Annotated in this window: 16 protein-coding genes; 6 read left to right on the forward strand and 10 right to left on the reverse strand. The window is 29.5% G+C overall.

What is annotated here, in order from left to right:
- Positions 1-111: 111 nt before the first annotated feature.
- The 4 genes from FP421_RS05620 to FP421_RS05635 all read left to right on the forward strand — a co-directional run bounded on the left by FP421_RS05620 (position 112) and on the right by FP421_RS05635 (position 3,878).
- Positions 112-1,668, forward strand: a complete 1,557-nt coding sequence (locus tag FP421_RS05620; protein WP_159948425.1) for a helicase HerA-like domain-containing protein — start codon at positions 112-114, stop codon at positions 1,666-1,668.
- A 46-nt stretch (positions 1,669-1,714) separates the two neighbouring features.
- Complete coding sequence (locus FP421_RS05625) at positions 1,715-2,281, forward strand: hypothetical protein (RefSeq protein WP_159948427.1); 567 nt, start codon at positions 1,715-1,717, stop codon at positions 2,279-2,281.
- A gap of 110 nt (positions 2,282-2,391) precedes the next feature.
- A complete protein-coding gene (locus tag FP421_RS05630) occupies positions 2,392-2,760 on the forward strand; it encodes a cupin domain-containing protein (RefSeq protein WP_159948429.1) in 369 nt (122 codons plus the stop codon).
- 86 nt (positions 2,761-2,846) lie between these two features.
- On the forward strand, positions 2,847-3,878 hold the full coding sequence (locus FP421_RS05635; protein WP_159948431.1) for an AI-2E family transporter: 1,032 nt from the start codon (positions 2,847-2,849) through the stop codon (positions 3,876-3,878).
- Here the strand turns inward: FP421_RS05635 and FP421_RS05640 are convergent.
- The 6 genes from FP421_RS05640 to msrB all read right to left on the reverse strand — a co-directional run bounded on the left by FP421_RS05640 (position 3,875) and on the right by msrB (position 10,009).
- Positions 3,875-4,780 (reverse strand): YitT family protein, encoded by a 906-nt coding sequence (locus FP421_RS05640; RefSeq protein WP_159948433.1) that lies wholly within the window; start codon positions 4,778-4,780, stop codon positions 3,875-3,877. The two genes, FP421_RS05635 and FP421_RS05640, sit on opposite strands and share 4 nt — an antisense overlap.
- A 4-nt stretch (positions 4,781-4,784) precedes the next feature.
- On the reverse strand, positions 4,785-5,660 hold the full coding sequence (gene folD / locus FP421_RS05645; RefSeq protein ID WP_159948435.1) for a bifunctional methylenetetrahydrofolate dehydrogenase/methenyltetrahydrofolate cyclohydrolase FolD: 876 nt from the start codon (positions 5,658-5,660) through the stop codon (positions 4,785-4,787).
- Positions 5,657-7,087, reverse strand: a complete 1,431-nt coding sequence (locus tag FP421_RS05650; protein ID WP_159948437.1) for a hypothetical protein — start codon at positions 7,085-7,087, stop codon at positions 5,657-5,659. Before FP421_RS05650 ends, folD begins: the two co-directional genes overlap by 4 nt.
- 42 nt (positions 7,088-7,129) lie before the next feature.
- Positions 7,130-8,458: a signal recognition particle protein gene (gene ffh, locus FP421_RS05655; protein ID WP_159948439.1), complete on the reverse strand. Its 1,329-nt coding sequence runs from the start codon at positions 8,456-8,458 to the stop codon at positions 7,130-7,132.
- Positions 8,459-8,920: 462 nt separating this feature from the next.
- Positions 8,921-9,463 carry a DinB family protein gene (locus FP421_RS05660; protein ID WP_159948441.1) on the reverse strand — a complete coding sequence of 181 codons (543 nt, stop codon included), beginning with the start codon at positions 9,461-9,463 and terminating at the stop codon, positions 8,921-8,923.
- 54 nt (positions 9,464-9,517) lie between these two features.
- On the reverse strand, positions 9,518-10,009 hold the full coding sequence (gene msrB / locus FP421_RS05665; RefSeq protein WP_159948443.1) for a peptide-methionine (R)-S-oxide reductase MsrB: 492 nt from the start codon (positions 10,007-10,009) through the stop codon (positions 9,518-9,520).
- Between the two features lie 286 nt (positions 10,010-10,295).
- On the opposite strand from msrB, the gene FP421_RS05670 reads away from it, so the two are divergent.
- Entirely contained in the window at positions 10,296-11,120 is an 825-nt protein-coding gene (locus FP421_RS05670) for a M48 family metallopeptidase (RefSeq protein ID WP_159948445.1), read from the forward strand.
- 85 nt (positions 11,121-11,205) lie between these two features.
- Positions 11,206-12,498, forward strand: a complete 1,293-nt coding sequence (locus FP421_RS05675) for an MFS transporter (RefSeq protein WP_159948447.1) — start codon at positions 11,206-11,208, stop codon at positions 12,496-12,498.
- 111 nt (positions 12,499-12,609) lie between these two features.
- On the opposite strand, the gene FP421_RS05680 is transcribed toward FP421_RS05675, so the two are convergent.
- Genes FP421_RS05680 through FP421_RS05695 form a run of 4 tightly spaced genes read right to left on the reverse strand, consistent with a single transcriptional unit; the run spans position 12,610 to position 16,718 of the window.
- A complete protein-coding gene (locus tag FP421_RS05680; protein WP_236548048.1) occupies positions 12,610-13,176 on the reverse strand; it encodes a type 1 periplasmic binding fold superfamily protein in 567 nt (188 codons plus the stop codon).
- A 12-nt stretch (positions 13,177-13,188) separates the two neighbouring features.
- The gene (locus FP421_RS05685; RefSeq protein WP_159948449.1) at positions 13,189-15,591 is read right to left on the reverse strand and encodes a TonB-dependent receptor; all 2,403 of its coding nucleotides are present in this window, start codon (positions 15,589-15,591) and stop codon (positions 13,189-13,191) included.
- A gap of 36 nt (positions 15,592-15,627) precedes the next feature.
- Positions 15,628-15,945: a hypothetical protein gene (locus FP421_RS05690; RefSeq protein ID WP_159948451.1), complete on the reverse strand. Its 318-nt coding sequence runs from the start codon at positions 15,943-15,945 to the stop codon at positions 15,628-15,630.
- A gap of 2 nt (positions 15,946-15,947) precedes the next feature.
- Positions 15,948-16,718, reverse strand: coding sequence for a TerC family protein (locus tag FP421_RS05695; protein ID WP_159948453.1), 771 nt, complete (start codon positions 16,716-16,718; stop codon positions 15,948-15,950).
- Between the last annotated feature and the right edge of the window lies 1 nt (position 16,719).

A 16,719-nucleotide genomic window follows, 5' to 3' on the forward strand; every position in this document is an offset into this window, starting at 1 on the left:
TTAATCACAAGAATTTTCAACAAAAATCATAAATAATTTCCCACTTCTTAAACTTTACTTATTTTTATGCTTTTAGCTTGGATATTTTTCAGGTGCATTAAACTACTTTAAATGAGTCAACAAGAAGAATTCTTCGAATATATAAATAACGGTTACAATACTAAAGGAGATTATATTGCCTTAGGAGCAGCAATGTTAGGTGAAGAAACCATAACAAATGCTTTGGTAAAAGTCCCTTTAAAAACTTTAAACAGACATGGTTTAATTGCTGGTGCCACTGGTACAGGAAAAACCAAAACACTACAAGTTTTAGCTGAAAATTTGTCAGAAAAAGGAGTTCCTGTGTTGTTGATGGATATTAAAGGAGATTTATCTGGTTTGGCACAACCTAGTCCTGGTCATCCAAAAATTGATGAACGTCACCAAAAAATTGGTTTTCCTTTCGAAGCCAAAAAATTCCCTGTAGAGGTCTTAACGATTTCAGAACAAGAAGGAACAAGAATGCGCGCTACCGTTTCTGAATTTGGGCCTGTTTTATTGTCAAGAATTTTAGATTTAACAGAAACCCAAAGCGGAATTGTAGCCATCATTTTTAAATATTGTGATGATAACAAGTTGCCTTTATTAGACATCAAAGATTTTAAAAAAATCTTACAATATGTTACTAATGAGGGTAAAGAAGAAATTCAAAGTGAATATGGGCGAATTTCAACTGCAAGTACAGGAGCAATCCTAAGAAAAATTATAGAAATAGAACAACAAGGGGGAGATTTATTCTTTGGTGAAAAATCTTTTGATGTTGAAGATTTAGTTAGAATAGATGAAGATGGTAGAGGAATTATCTCTGTATTGCGTTTAACTGATATTCAAGACAGACCTAAGTTATTTTCTACATTTATGCTACAATTGCTAGCAGAAGTTTATGAAACATTTCCAGAACAAGGAGATGCTGATAGACCAGAACTCATCATCTTTATAGACGAAGCTCATTTGGTATTTGATGAAGCCTCAAAAGCATTATTAAATCAAATAGAAAGTATTGTAAAACTCATTCGCTCTAAAGGAATTGGATTGTATTTTGTAACCCAAAATCCTAAAGATGTTCCAGAAGATATTTTAGCACAATTAGGTCTAAAAATACAACACGCTTTAAGAGCATTTACGGCAAAAGATAGAAGAGCAATTAAGCTAGCTGCAGAAAATTATCCAGATTCTGAGTATTATGACACCAAAGAAGTACTAACTCAACTCGGAATTGGAGAAGCATTTGTATCTGTACTGAATGAAAAAGGAATTCCAACTCCATTAGCAAGAACCATGTTGCGTGCGCCTATGAGTAGAATGGATATTTTAACAGAAAAAGAGTTAAAAACAGTCATTAACAATTCTCGTTTATTCTACAAATACAATGAAAACCTAGATAGAGAAAGTGCTTACGAGTTGTTGAACAAAAAAATAGATCAAATTAATAAAGCAGAAGAAAAAGCAATACAAGAAGCAGCAGCAAAAAAAGAAAGAGAAAGAAAAGCCAAAGAGCGAGAAAAAGAAGCCTCTAAAAGAAGAACTTATTCACGCAGAAGTACAAGACAAAACCCTATCGTTAAAGTATTAACAAGTGCAACTTTTATAAGAAGTGTTTTTGGTATTTTAAAAAAGGTAATGAAATAACAAAACTCAAAAAATTACGTTTACTAAACGAATAAAACTAACAAAAATGATCAAAAAGAACATCATATCAATTACTATAGCACTTTTTTCAATATTCATAATTAGTTGTAGTGGAAACAGTAAATTTACCATAGAAAAAGGAAAAGTTGGTAAGATTACCACCAAAACTAAAATGATGGAGTTGGCTACAATTTTTAAAAATGATTCTATTGTTAAAAATTTGAGTGAAGGTGCTCAAGGAGACAATTATTTTCAAGAAGATGATGAATATTTTGTTTACGAAAAAGGAGGGAAGTTGTTGTTAACCATTATGCCAAAAGAACAGTTAGACTCTACATCAACCATAAAAAGTATAGAAATTCATGATTCGCGATTCGAAACAGAGTCAGGTATCAACCTAAATTCAAGTTTTTCACAGATAAATGCCAATAATAATATCAATAAGGTAGAATCTACTTTTTCTTCTGCTACGTTGTTTATTCACGAGTTAAATGCAACAGTGGTTATCGACAAAGAAGAACTAGGCTTAAAAGAATTTAGTCCAGAGAAAGTTAGTTTAGAGCAAATTCCTGATTTGGCTAAAATGAAATCTTTTATCATTTGGTTTCAATAGGGCGTATTTTGCTTTAAGGCAAAACCGCGCTTTCCTTACTCGCTTCCCGATTTTAGAATCGGGAGAGCTCAAACAGACCACTCAATCGCTTACGCAAATAGTTACCCATTATGAAAAAAAAGTACACTATTCAAAAATCTCCTTTTGTGGTGCCAACTACAGATGGCAAATTAATAGAAGAACATTTTGGAAATGCAACTAATGGTAACCCTCAAATTAGTATTGCCCACATGGTTGCGCCTTCTGGTTGGAGCGAACCTTTTCAAACTCCAGAATTTGATGAATATACTTACATCATTAAAGGTAAAAAGCAATTCATTATAGAAGGGGAAACAATAGTTTTAGAAGCAGGACAATCCATTAAAATTGAGAAAAATACAAGAATTCAATATTCTAATCCTTTTGAGAGTGAGTGTGAATACTTAGCTATTTGTTTGCCTGCATTTTCTATAAATTTGGTAAATAGAGAAGATAAATAACCTTTTTTTACCAAATGAGTTAATCTTACTATTGATTTTGATATTAAATCATTATTTTTCAAGTTAAATTGCATCAAACATTTTAGATGAAAGATATCATTGCTCCAAAAACCATAAGACAAGTATTTGTATTATTACTTATTCTTTTTATTAGTATATTAATTTTTATAGAATTAATGCCTTATTTGTCAGGTGTTTTAGGTGCAATAACCATTTATGTATTGCTAAGAAAATGGATGATTTATTTAGTTAAGAAAAATTGGCATCCAAATATAGCAGCCTTTTTTTTAATGTCTTTTTCTTTTGTTTGTATTTTATTACCAGTTTCTGGCGTTATTTTAATGCTTGGTAGTAAAATAAGTGATGCAGTAACCAACTCAGAGCAATTGGTTGAAATTTTAAAAAATCGAATCCAAATATTAGAAAATAAGTTTGATTTTGATTTAGCTTCAAATATTGATGCTTCTCAGATATCTTCTTGGATTACTGAAAATTTAGAAATTTTTGCTGGTGGTACATTTAACATGTTTCTATCAATTGCTTTAATGTATTTTTTGCTTTACTTTATGTTAACCAATAGGGCTGAACTAAGAAATTCTCTTTATGAATATATACCTATAAGTAAAAAGAATCTAAAAATAATTGGGTCAGAGTCTCAAGCTATGGTTCGTTCTAATGCAATCGGAATTCCTTTGGTTGCCATTGCACAAGGTATTGTTGCTTTAATAGGTTTTTTAATTTTCGGAATAAACAATCCTTTCTTTTGGTTTGTGGTAACTGTTGTAGGTTCTATGATTCCTTTTGTAGGTACTTTAGTCGGAATTTTACCTGTTTTTATTCTAACATTAGCATCTGGAGACACGTTTTCTGCTTGGGGTATCTTAATCTACGGTTTTGTAGTAGTTGGGTCTACTGATAATTTAATACGATTATTTGTCTTAAAAAAACTAGATAATGTTCATCCTTTAATCACTTTAATAGGTGTAATTGTAGGAGTGCCTTTATTTGGGTTTATAGGATTGATTTTTGGACCATTATTAATCAGTCTATTCTTAGTGATAGTTAGAATTTACAAAAAAGAATTTGGAAAAAAAGAAACCGATAAAGCCATACTTTAATTTTTAGTTACTTGATTAATAGGAAGCTTCTTATTTTTCTTTTTATCAATGTAATGCCTTAAAACACCACCTTTTATAGAGTTTACATCAAATTCGATGATAAAAGCATCTTCATCAATAGCTTGAACAATACGATACATTTTTTTAATATCTATTCTGTTTATAATAGAATGAATAATGTCAAACTCTTCAACTTTACCTTTATTACCATAACCAGATGCACCTTTGTAAATGGTTAAACCAACTCCTAATTCTTCTAAAATAGCTCTTTTAATAATATCATTTTTTTGTGATACAATGGTAATACCAATAAAATCTTCAAAGCCTTCTATAACTGTATCTGTAACTTTTGCAGCGATAATGTAAGTTAATACAGAATAAAGTGCAATTTCTATGGTTTCAACAAAAGCAGTTACTGTAAATAAAATAATGTTGAATAGCATCACAATTTTGCCAATGCTAATTCCAAATTTATCGTTTATATAAATTCCTAAAATTTCTGAGCCATCAAGTACAGAACCATTTCTTATGGCAATCCCAATACCTGAGCCAACTAATAATCCGCCAAAAATTGAAATTAATAATTTATCATTTGTAATGGTTTGGAAGTTCTCAAAATGGATAAATAATGCAACTCCTAAAATACTAATAATAGATTTTATGACGATTCTTTTCGAAACTGTAAAAAAACCAAGAATTAAAAAAGGAATGCTAAAAATAATTAGCAAGTAAGACATGTTAATATCTACTTGTGTTCTTACCAAAAGTGCAATTCCGGTTACTCCACCATCTAAAAAACCATTGGGCAATAAAAAAGCTTTTAAACCTAAACTAGTTAGAACAATACCTATAAATATTTGAAAATATTCATAGAAATAATTAATTGCTTTTTTTATGGTCATTTGTTTAACTTTTTCTTTGGCAAGCTAGTAAAGTGTTTTTTAATAGCATAGCTATTGTCATTGGCCCAACACCACCAGGAACTGGGGTAATAAATTCAGATTTAGCAGCTACTTCATCAAAAGCAACATCACCAACTAATCTAAACCCATTTTTCTTTGTAGTGTCCTCTAAACGTGTAATTCCAACATCAACAACTGTTACATTATCTTTAACCATATCTGCTTTTAAAAACTCAGGAATACCTATTGCTGCGATAACAATATCAGCTTGTAAAGTAATTTCTTTAAGGTTTTTAGTTCTACTATGGCACATGGTAACTGTGGCATTACCTACCTTTCTTTTTTGAGATAATAAGATACTCATTGGGCTACCTACAATATGACTTCTACCTAAAACCACAACATGTTTTCCTGAAGTTTCTACATTGTATCTATCTAATAATTCTAAAATTCCAAAAGGAGTAGCAGATATAAAAGTTGGTAGGTTTAATGCCATTTTTCCAACATTAGTTGGATGAAATCCATCCACATCTTTATCAGGATCTACAGCCATCAGTATTTTTTGTTCATTAATATGTTTGGGTAAAGGTAATTGAACAATAAAACCATCAATATCTTTGTCAACATTAAGAATAGCAATTTCATTTAGTAAATCTTCTTCGGTAGTTTTTTCGGGTAATCTTATCAATGTAGATTCAAACCCAACACGTTCACAAGCTTTTACTTTTGCATTTACATAAGTAATACTTGCACCATTGTTACCAACAATAATAGCTGCTAAATGAGGTGTTTTACTTCCTTTATTTTTTAATTCATTTACTTCTAAAGCAATTTCTTCTTTAATTTCTGCCGATGTTTTTTTTCCGTCTAATAAAGTCATTTTTCCTTTAAGGTATATATAATAATTGATATATTAAATTTACTGAATTCTTTTTGTCTACTATAATTTTTATCTAAAATTTGATACTCTTCATCTGTTAAATTAAAAACATTTGCGTAAAAAACATATTTGTTTTTACCTGTAAATTTAGAAAAAGATTGTTGATTTCCACTAAAATCAATATGATCTAATTTGTTTAGGTTAGGAAAAAAAGTTGCAACCTCAGAAATCTTAATTTTATTGTCTTTTAAGTAGTTAATAGCTTCAATTCTAAGAGAGTGGTAAGGTACATGTGCTAAAGTAGCATCCCAACCTTGTGAGATTGTTCTTGGATAAATCCAGAGATTACCTGTAATTAAACCTAAAAATAAAAATGTATAAATTATTTTTTTCTTAAAGAAATAAGAATTTAAAATAGAAAAAGCTAATAGGTTTAAACAACAAAAAGAAACAATGAAGTATCGATGTCCAAATGCATTTGTAGAAAATAGTACGGCTAAAATTATAAAAATTACAGATGTAATAGATAGGACTAAAAGTTGTTTGTTTTTTGTTGATTTAATTATTTTTTTACCAAAAATAAATAAACTTAAAACTAAGAATAAGAAGATAAAAACCCTACCAAAATCTAAATATCTATGTATTAATGTAATGATATTTTTAAAGAAAATTTTAGGTGTGGCTACTTTCCATAAACTCGCCCATGGTGAGTTTGGGTGTGTTTGTAACCAACCCATGGTTAATAATCTCCAAACTACATATATAAGTCCAGGTAGACTAGATAAAAAATATAACAACAAAAATTTAAAATTAAAGATGGAGCCTATTTTCTTTTTTTCGAGATACAATTTGTTATAAATATCAAACAATAAAAAACCTCCAAAAAGCATCATACTTCTAAATGAAATAATACTTAAAAAAAGTAAACCAATAAATTTTAAAATGTTTTTTTTAAAGAGATATCCATTTAGGGTTAAAAAAAAGAAAAAGACAATAATAACCTCTGGATTTACAATAACAAATTGAGTGGATAATGTAGGGTCTATGATAAGCAATACAAATGCGAAGATTTGTTTTATTGTTCCGTTAATAAAATAAGAAACAAAATTAAATAACTGATAAAAAACACCGATGATAAACGGAAGCATAACTAAATGTGCTACCCATAATTTGTGCCCAAATATTTTCCAGAAAATAGTTAAAAGAAATCCTAAAAAGGGTGGATGTCCAGGGTCAAATTCATTTGGTATTGTCCAATTAAAAATAGAATTAAAATATAAATGGTTTCCCATTTTAGAGGCAAATAAGACATTATCCCAAAACATTCCATTATTATTTGAAATAATAAACAAACAAATTCCAAAGAAAATAAAAAAAATATTTTTTATTTTTTTAAAAGTAAAAATGTCTATGATTTGCTCTGGCATTGTATAGTAAAAAAGGCTACTTAAAAAGTAGCCTAAATATTTTTATTTCATTCCTTTCATCATTTGCATCATCTTACGGCCACCACCACCTTGCATCATCTTCATCATTTTGCTCATTTGATTAAACTGCTTCATCAACTGATTTACTTCTTGAATACTTGTACCAGAACCTTTAGCAATACGTTTTTTTCTACTAGCATTTATACTTGATGGAGTACTTCTTTCTAATGGTGTCATAGAATGGATAATCGCTTCAATACCTTTAAAAGCATCATCATCAATATCTACATCTTTCATTGCTTTTCCAGCACCAGGAATCATACCTACCAAATCTTTCATAGATCCCATCTTTTTGATTTGCTGAATTTGATTTAAAAAATCATCAAAACCAAATTGGTTTTTAGCAATCTTTTTCTGAAGTTTTCTTGCTTCTTCTTCATCGTATTGATCCTGTGCTCTCTCTACTAAAGAAACCACATCTCCCATACCTAAAATACGGTCTGCCATACGATCTGGGTGAAAAACATCAATTGCATCCATTTTCTCACCAGTACCAATAAATTTAATTGGTTTGTCAACTACAGACTTAATAGATAATGCAGCTCCACCACGTGTATCACCATCTAATTTTGTAAGTACAACTCCTTCAAAATTCAAGATATCATTAAATGCTTTAGCAGTATTTACAGCATCTTGACCAGTCATAGAATCTACAACAAATAAAGTTTCTTGCGGATTTACGGCTTTATGAATGTTAGAAATCTCTGTCATCATTTCTTCATCCACAGCTAAACGTCCAGCTGTATCAATAATTACAACATTTTTTCCATTTGCTTTTGCGTGTGCAATTGCATTTTGAGAAATTTCTACAGGATTTTGATTGCCTATTTCAGCATATACTTCTACACCAATTTGTTCTCCAACAACTTGTAACTGGTTTATTGCCGCAGGTCTATACACATCACAACCTACTAACAATACTTGTTTTGTCTTTTTGGTTTTTAGGTAATTGGCTAATTTTCCTGAAAAAGTAGTTTTACCAGAACCTTGTAAACCAGACATTAAAATTACAGTTGGTGAGCCACCTAAGTTTACGCCAACAGTTTCACCTCCCATTAATTCAGTTAGTTCATCTTTAACTAACTTTACCATTAATTGACCAGGGTTTAATGTAGTTAATACATCTTGACCTAACGCTTTAGTTTGTACTCTTTTGGTAAACTCTTTGGCAATTTTAAAGTTAACATCGGCATTTAACAACGCCCTTCTAACTTCTTTTAAAGTTTCTGCAACGTTTACTTCCGTAATTTTTCCATGCCCTTTGAGGGTGTGTAAGGCTTTATCTAATTTATCGCTTAAATTATTAAACATAATTTGTGTTCTTTTTTAGGAAACACAAATATAAGAATAAGTGATGATTTGTTAGAGTATTGATGGTAGTTTTTTAATTACTTTGTCTTTAAAAACAAGCTAGTAAAAAAGTTAATCAGGTGAATGATAATTGAAAAAAGAAAAATAATAAAAGATAGGACTAAAACTAAATAAGTTTGATTAAAGTTAAAAGAGAATACTATTAGAATAAAAGGGATTAATGAAAATGATTGCAATACAATATGAGAGATAGTTAATACTTTTTTAGGGTATTTCTGAATCCAATACAATGAAAAATAGTTAACACCAATCAATAAAAAGAACACTGAAGAGATATAACATAATAAGCTAATATCTAAATCAAAATTAAGGTAATTAACCTTCAAATTGATGTAGCTTTCTCTTTTAAAGAGCCCCAAAATTAAAAACAAAGGAACTAATCCAAAGAAAAAAAGATGAGGTTTAACAATAATTTTCTTCAGCATAATTATCAATTAAAATATTGGTATGATGTTCTATATGATGAGCAGTCCACATGATAATTTCTCTAATAGTCATTTTTCCCATTAATGGATGAGGAAGTAACAATGTATCTAAATTAATATCACTAATTTTTCTAACTTTATACTGTAGTTTTTTACTCTGTATTTGAAATTGTGTTAACAGTCGATCTCTATCTTTTTGTTTTGGTATTTTTAATTTTTGATTAAAAACCTTTGCTCTTTCTTGGTTTACTAAAAGTTTCTCTTGATACTTATCTGCAACCGTTTTGTAATCTCTAATTTCTCGGTTACAAGTTCCAAATTTGTATTTTAAGAAAAAACGAGGATAGCTTAGAGCTTTGTTAAGTGTTTGTAAGCTATTCACCAAATGTAAAATTTGTTGGCCAACTGTCCATTTGTTTTTTGGGCCATTTTCCCAATTATCAATTGGTTGATTCTCTAACCAATAAAATAGATGTTGATTTTTTTCTTCTAATAACTCAGCAATTGCTTCTTTCTTCATGATTGCTATATTGTTAGAGAAAGATACGAAAAAGAGTTTAATGAAATACCTTTGCTATTTCACTTTTTTATTTGTTTTTGGTATAAACTTTAAAGCAACTCCATTAATACAATGACGTTTCCCTGTAGTTTCTTTTGGGCCATCATCAAAAGAGTGTCCTAAATGACCACCACATGTATTGCATTTTAATTCAGTTCTTGCATAGCCTAATTTATAGTCTACATCCAATTCAACACTACCCCCAATAGCTCTATCAAAAGAAGGCCAACCAGAACCTGAATCATATTTATGTTTAGATTCATATAATGGTGTTTTGCATGCTGCACAAACAAAAGTTCCTTTTTTGTAGTTTTTATTTAGCTCACTTGTAAAAGCCCTTTCTGTTCCTGCTTCACGCAATACATAATATTGCATTGGAGTTAGAATTTTTTTCCACTCTTTTGTTGTTTTTTCTATTTTATATGTTTTTTTTGCTTTGGATGAGTTTTGAGCTATAGAATTGCAACTCAACATTATAATAGCAAAAAGTAAAAATAATTTATTCATTTTAGTAAAATTTAGTTGTTAAGACGTAACAGATTAATAATGATTACAAATAAAACCATTCAAGTTCACTATGAACACAAAAATAAAATACCTAATTCTAAAAACTCTTAAAAATAAATTAATAAAGTGACTGTTAAATTTAAATTGTGTCTTAAATATTGAAGATTATTAAAAAATTTAGATATCAATTTTAAACAGAATCTTAAATAGGTTATTCTGTGATTTGAAATAGCACAAATTTTGAAAATAAATTTATAACTTGCATAAAAATATATAAACAATAATCATGAAAAAAGCAACAATTCTAATATTAACATTTTTTCTTTTTGTAGAATGTAGTACTGTACCCATTACAGGTAGAAAGAGGATAAATATTGTAAGCGATTCTCAAGTGTTACCAGCAAGTTTTGCACAATACAATACTTTTTTAAAAGAAAATAAAGTTTCCGATAATAGAAAAATGTCTAATCAAATTAAAGAAGTTGGTAAAAATATTTCTGCTGCTGTAGATCGATTTATGCGCGCTAATAATATGGTTGCTGAAGCAAATTCTTACAAATGGGAATTTAATTTAATAGAAGATAAAACAGTTAATGCTTGGTGTATGCCAGGGGGTAAAGTAGTTTTTTACACAGGTATTATGCCAATTTGTGCAAATGATAATGGGATAGCAGCAGTTATGGGACATGAGGTTGCACATGCATTTGCAAAACATGGGCAAGAAAGAATGTCTCATGGACAATTACAACAAATAGGTGGTTTAGCAGTAGCTTTAGGAACTTCTGGAAAAGATGAACAATCACGACAAATATGGAATACTGCTTTTGGAATTGGTTCTGGTTTAGGAATGTTGAAATTTAGTAGAGTACATGAACAAGAAGCAGATAGACTAGGTTTGGTTTTTATGATTATGGCAGGTTATGATGGTACAGAAGCTGCAGAAGTTTGGGTAAGAATGAGTAAAAGATCAGGAAAAAATTCACAGCCAGAAATCTTAAGCACACACCCTTCTAATGAATCTAGAATTCAAGATTTAAGAACTTATTTACCAACAGCTAGAAAATATGCAGCCCAATTTAATGCAAAAGGAAATGCAGGTATAAATAAATAAATAAATAAAATAACAAATAGATTTTCCTATATTGTAACCGTTCAAAGTTAGTCTTTGAACGGTTTTTTTTTATAAACTACATACTATGTTAAAAATTGGAGATAAAAAATTAATAAATGCTTGGGCATTTTATGATTGGGCTAATTCTGTATATTCTTTAGTAATTAGTACTGCTGTTTTTCCTTTGTTTTACGATGCTATTACAAAAGATAAAACAATTCATTTCCTTTGGATGAAATGGGATTATCCAGATACTTTATATAGTTATGCTTTGTCTTTTTCTTTCTTGGTTGTAGCATTTATGTCGCCAATCTTATCCGCAATTGCAGATTATACAGGAAATAAATTAAAGTTTATGAAGTTTTTCTGTTGGTTTGGTGGATTATCTGTAATCTCCATGTATTTTTTTGAGGACGTAAATACGGCTTGGATTGGAATTATTTGTACAATTTTTGCAAGCATTGGGTTTTGGTCTAGTATTGTGTTTTACAACTCATATTTACCAGAAGTTGCACATCCAGAACAACAAGATGCAGCTAGTGCAAAAGGTTTTATTTACGGTTATATTGGTTCTATTATTTTATTAGGAATTAGTTTATACTTAATCATGTCTCAAGAAGATGGAGCCATGAAACTACAAATGATGCGTTATTCTTTTGTAATGGTTGGTCTTTGGTGGATTGGTTTTGCGCAAGTTACTTTTAAAAAACTACCCAATAATGTTCACCATAGAAAACCAGAGAAAGACTATATCTGGAAAGGTTTTGTAGCATTAAAAAAAGTATGGATTGAACTAAAGAATTATCCAACATTAAGAAACTTTTTAATCGCTTTTTTTCTGTTAAGTGTAGGTGTACAAACCATTATTTTATTAGCCACTATTTTTGGTTCATCAGAATTAGGTTTAGGTACAATTAATTTAATTGTAACTGTTTTGTTAATTCAGGTAGTTGCTATTTTTGGAGCTTGGTTTTTTTCAAGGTTATCATCTAAAATTGGAAACTTTAAAGCAATTAAAACTACAATTTTAATTTGGGTTTTAGTTTGTTTTAGTGCTTTTATGCTTGAAAAAGATTTGCCAAATGTAGATTTATATTTTTACGCTTTAGGAGGTTTGTTGGGCTTGGTTTTAGGAGCAATACAATCGTTAACACGTTCTACTTATTCTAAATTATTACCAGAAACAAAAGATCATGCAACCTACTTTAGCTTTTATGATGTCACTGAAAAAATAGCCATTGTTTTAGGAACGTTTGTATTTGGATTCTTAATTTACCTCACAGATTCTATGCAATATAGTGTATTAAGTTTGGCTTTATTTTTTGTAGCAGCTTTTCTTGTGTTAAGTACCTTAAAGAAAACAGAACACGTACATTAATTAAGTACTTATAGCCATTTGTTGTTGAAAGGTTACTACTATGAATATTTGTGTTATAAGACAAAAAAAAAGCGTTGCAATTGCAACGCTTTTTAAATAAAGAAATATTTCTTATTGAATGGTTATGTTATTAAAAGTAACCTCAACATCAGTACTTCCACCAGCATCATTTAATCCACTATTTGGTTTTTTAGGTTCATGCTTTAGAATAATTGTAAGCGATCCACTTCCTGCAGTACCTGTTGTAAGTGTTGTTTCAATTCCTAATGAATTGTTATTTGCATCCACATCTGTTTTTGTAATTTTACCAACTGTAGAAACATAGAAAAATTCATGCTCATCTCCTTCTGCTTTTACTTCTTCAGTAATATCTTCAGCAGGACTCTCAGTTTTATTTTCTAACTTAACAGCACCAGTATAGATTGTATTTGCTGTTAAAGGACCAGAAATACTAGATGTAGCAGGGTTTCCACCATCACCATCTTCATCAGAATAAATCATTGTAACTATATCTGTACCATTAGTTAATGTATAAGTTACAGTAGTAATTAATTCTTCTTCGTGATCGTGATCATCGTCATGATCGTGATCATCATCTGAGCACGCTGTAAATGCTAAGGTTGAAATAAATAGTACTGCTAATAGTTTAATTGTTTTAATTGTGTTTAATTTTTTCATAATAGTGTGTGTTTAATAATTTATTTTAATTTTTATGTTAAAGTTTCTACCTACTTCATCTGCAAAATATCTCAGTCTATTTAGGTGTTCTCTATAAGAAACATCAAACAAATTTTCGATATTAAATTCGAATTGTAAATCTCCTTTTTTAAATGCATTAAATGTTGCAGAAGTATTCAATCCGAATAAAGAATACGTAGGTGGTGTAGAACTAATGTCTACATATACATCTTGTTGCTGTGTGGCATTAAATGTAGTAAAGTTATAATCTGGAAATCTTTTTTGTTCCAGAATTGTTTTATGTGTTACACTGATGGTTAATTTGTGAAACTCATCATTTGTATACGAAATACGGTTGCTAAAATTGGCAGCTGGCATGTGAATTAACGGAATATCATCAGTTAGATTATCACCTCTTAACAAGCTCAACGTTCCAAAATAATCTAATTGGTTATTTATCTTTTTATTCACATCAATATCAACTCCTAAAATTCTTGCATTAACTTGATTGTATTCCCAAACAGGAAATGCTCCTCTTATTGTAGTTGTAATTCCAACAGGAATTAACTGAATAAAATTGTTGATTTGTTTGTAATAAGGACTGATGGCAAAACCAAAACTGTCATTATTCTTTTCTAAAGAAAAAGAAAATTTATGAGCAGTTTCTTGACCAATAGTTAACAAACCAGTCTCAATTCTTGCTGCACTATGATGTAAACCATCACTAAATAATTCTGATGGATTTGGAACACGATTTGCCAAACCATAATTAAAAACGAACGACATATTGTTTTCAAATTGTTTAATGTACCCTAAGCTTGCAGAAATATTATGAAACGTAAATTTAGGATTTGTTTGTATTCGTGTATTTTCTACTGAAACCTCAAATTGAGGAAACAGTTCATCATAATTATAAGTGTCATTCCAATCTGTTAGGTTATAGGTCTTTCTGGCGTCAATGTGTGAAAAATCATAACGAATTCCAGCACTTAATTCAGAAGTATCATTAATTGTATAATTTCCTACAGCGTAAACACCAGTTTCGTACTTATCAAAATCAGGGATTAGTGCTCTTGCACCTGTTCCTGCCACTGCATCATTTTGTTGATAACGAAGCAGAACACCTGTGTTTATTTTAAGATTTTCTGAATAATCTATTTGTAAATCAGATTGTAAGCTGTTGGTAAACAATCGTAAATCGATAACAGGCGTGTTTTTTAAATCACCTCTTCTTAAATCAAATTCTTTTCGTCTATTAATTTGAAAATCATATTGAACCGTCAATTTTCCAAAACCTTTAAAGCGCTTGTAAGCTTCTATTTTTCCTAAATGATGCACAATAGATTGTCTAGGAAAATTGATTTTGTATGAAAAATCTTCGATAACTCTTGGTTCTTGACTATTGATAGCGTTAACTAAATCATTTACATTTCCAATGTGTGAAGATTGTAAAATAGCAAACTCATTGTCTACAAAACTATAATACGCATCAAAGCCTTTTTCGAAACTATTGTACCCAAATCTAAATGAAGCATTTGTACTTTTCAATCCGCTATTAGTTAGATAATAATTGGGTGCTTTAAAATCTCCAAATTGTTTGTAATTTAATTGAAGCTTTCCGTAAAATCCAGATTTGTATGTTTTTACAATCTCTGAATTAAGGTTACCACCCAAGCCATTAGAATTTAATGACAATAAAGAACTTCCAAAAATACTATCTTTAATAGCATATTTTTTTGGTTTTATCAATATCATACCACCAATAGCATCACTACCATATTTTAAGGTATTAGCACCTTTTATCACATCAATTCTTTCACTTGCATTGATATCAATATTTGGTGCATGTTCATCTCCCCATTCTTGGTCAAACATTCTAACATTGTTATTTACAAGCAAAAGTCTGCTACTGTGTAAGCCATGAATCATAGGTTTTACAATAGAATTCCCTGTGTTTAAAGAGGAAACCCCACTCATGGTATTTAAGGCATCACCTAAAGATTTATCAGAAAAATTATCGATTATATTTTTCTTAAGAGATTGTTCAATACTCGTTATTTCTGTTTTGGAATTTGTCTTTACAATCACTTCATTTAATTCTTCTAAATGATGTTCTAACAAAATTTCTTTATATAAATTTTGTTTTAGTGTTATTGTAAGATGCTTCGTTTCACAAGAAATATGTTGGACTTCAATAGTCAGTTTACCTGCACATAAATTCTTAAACTCAAACTCACCTTTTTCATTTGTTGCGATATAAGTATCTAAATTTAAGATATGAACTGTGGCACCAAATAGAGGTGTATTGTCATGGAAATCTATTACTTGTCCTTTAAAAGTATATGTACAATCTTGTGCAATTGCATTTGTAACAATACAAAATACAAGAACACAAATAGAATATAGTTTCTTCATTATTTGTTTTCAATATTTAAATTAATAGAGTTTAATTTAAATGAAAACAGGTGGACCTCTTAATGAAATCGAAAGTTGATAATGATTTTTTAAAAAATGATAATTATAAGTACTATTTTCTAGATAAATAGTTTTTGTAGGAATTTCAAAGTACTCTAAAGCTAAAAAAGGATTTCCTTGTTTTAAAAGATGTAAAGTACAGTCTGTATCTTTATCATGGATGTGATTCTCAATTTTAGAGGTACAAACAGTATGTTCATGATCTAAGAAATCATGAATAGAATTTATGGCTACTGGTACTAGAAATACAAGTAACAAAAAAGAAGCGATATGTCTCTTTATGTTTTCTATCACTGTTAATTCTCTTTTTTTCTAGATTTTAAATTTAATAATTCTACACCTAGTGAGAAAGCGATCGCAAAGTACAAATATCCTTTAGGAATAATCCCTACAGATTTGTTAAAAATTTTAGTGTGTGATAAATGTGCGCCTTCTGCAATTAACATAAATCCAATTAAAATTAAAAAAGATAAGGCTAGCATTTGTATAGTTGGATTTCTATGAACAAACTGGTTAATAGGTTGAGAAAATATCATCATTACTATAATAGATAAAATTACAGCAATAATCATAATTATTAATGCCCCATCAATACCATTTGTCATACCAACAGCAGTTAAAATACTATCAAAAGAAAAAACAATATCTATTAATATAATTTGAATAATTACACTTTTAAAAGAAATTACTTTTGGTGTTTTAATTAGTTTTTTCTCTTCTGTGGTTTCTACTTTTTGTCGAATTTCTTTGGTGCTTTTGTATAAGAGAAATAATCCACCAAAAAATAAAATTAAACTTTGTCCAGTAAAATCAGATGTAAACCAACCCCAATCTATTTTTACAAAAGGATCTTTTAAAGCAATTAAATAAGATACACTAAACAATAATAAAATACGAGTTAACATTGCTAAAGTTAATCCCCAAAGAGTTGCTTTTTTAACTTTGTTTTTTGGGAGTTTATTTGCAGAAATTGAAATAAATATAACATTGTCAATTCCTAAAATAATTTCAAGAAAAGTCAATGTCAACAAGGCAACCCAAGTATCTGCGTTTGCAAAAATTTCCATG

The organism is Polaribacter septentrionalilitoris (genome assembly GCF_009832745.1).
In the GTDB taxonomy this organism is placed as follows: domain Bacteria; phylum Bacteroidota; class Bacteroidia; order Flavobacteriales; family Flavobacteriaceae; genus Polaribacter; species Polaribacter septentrionalilitoris.

Bases quoted from the DNA above. Each gene is read 5' to 3' on its own strand.
- FP421_RS05620 (WP_159948425.1), top strand. From the start codon at position 112: ATGAGTCAACAAGAAGAATTCTTCGAATATATAAATAACGGTTACAAT.
- FP421_RS05625 (WP_159948427.1), top strand. From the start codon at position 1,715: ATGATCAAAAAGAACATCATATCAATTACTATAGCACTTTTTTCAATA.
- FP421_RS05630 (WP_159948429.1), top strand. From the start codon at position 2,392: ATGAAAAAAAAGTACACTATTCAAAAATCTCCTTTTGTGGTGCCAACT.
- FP421_RS05635 (WP_159948431.1), top strand. From the start codon at position 2,847: ATGAAAGATATCATTGCTCCAAAAACCATAAGACAAGTATTTGTATTA.
- FP421_RS05640 (WP_159948433.1), bottom strand. From the start codon at position 4,780: ATGACCATAAAAAAAGCAATTAATTATTTCTATGAATATTTTCAAATA.
- folD (WP_159948435.1), bottom strand. From the start codon at position 5,660: ATGACTTTATTAGACGGAAAAAAAACATCGGCAGAAATTAAAGAAGAA.
- FP421_RS05650 (WP_159948437.1), bottom strand. From the start codon at position 7,087: ATGCCAGAGCAAATCATAGACATTTTTACTTTTAAAAAAATAAAAAAT.
- ffh (WP_159948439.1), bottom strand. From the start codon at position 8,458: ATGTTTAATAATTTAAGCGATAAATTAGATAAAGCCTTACACACCCTC.
- FP421_RS05660 (WP_159948441.1), bottom strand. From the start codon at position 9,463: ATGAAGAAAGAAGCAATTGCTGAGTTATTAGAAGAAAAAAATCAACAT.
- msrB (WP_159948443.1), bottom strand. From the start codon at position 10,009: ATGAATAAATTATTTTTACTTTTTGCTATTATAATGTTGAGTTGCAAT.
- FP421_RS05670 (WP_159948445.1), top strand. From the start codon at position 10,296: ATGAAAAAAGCAACAATTCTAATATTAACATTTTTTCTTTTTGTAGAA.
- FP421_RS05675 (WP_159948447.1), top strand. From the start codon at position 11,206: ATGTTAAAAATTGGAGATAAAAAATTAATAAATGCTTGGGCATTTTAT.
- FP421_RS05680 (WP_236548048.1), bottom strand. From the start codon at position 13,176: ATGAAAAAATTAAACACAATTAAAACAATTAAACTATTAGCAGTACTA.
- FP421_RS05685 (WP_159948449.1), bottom strand. From the start codon at position 15,591: ATGAAGAAACTATATTCTATTTGTGTTCTTGTATTTTGTATTGTTACA.
- FP421_RS05695 (WP_159948453.1), bottom strand. From the start codon at position 16,718: ATGGAAATTTTTGCAAACGCAGATACTTGGGTTGCCTTGTTGACATTG.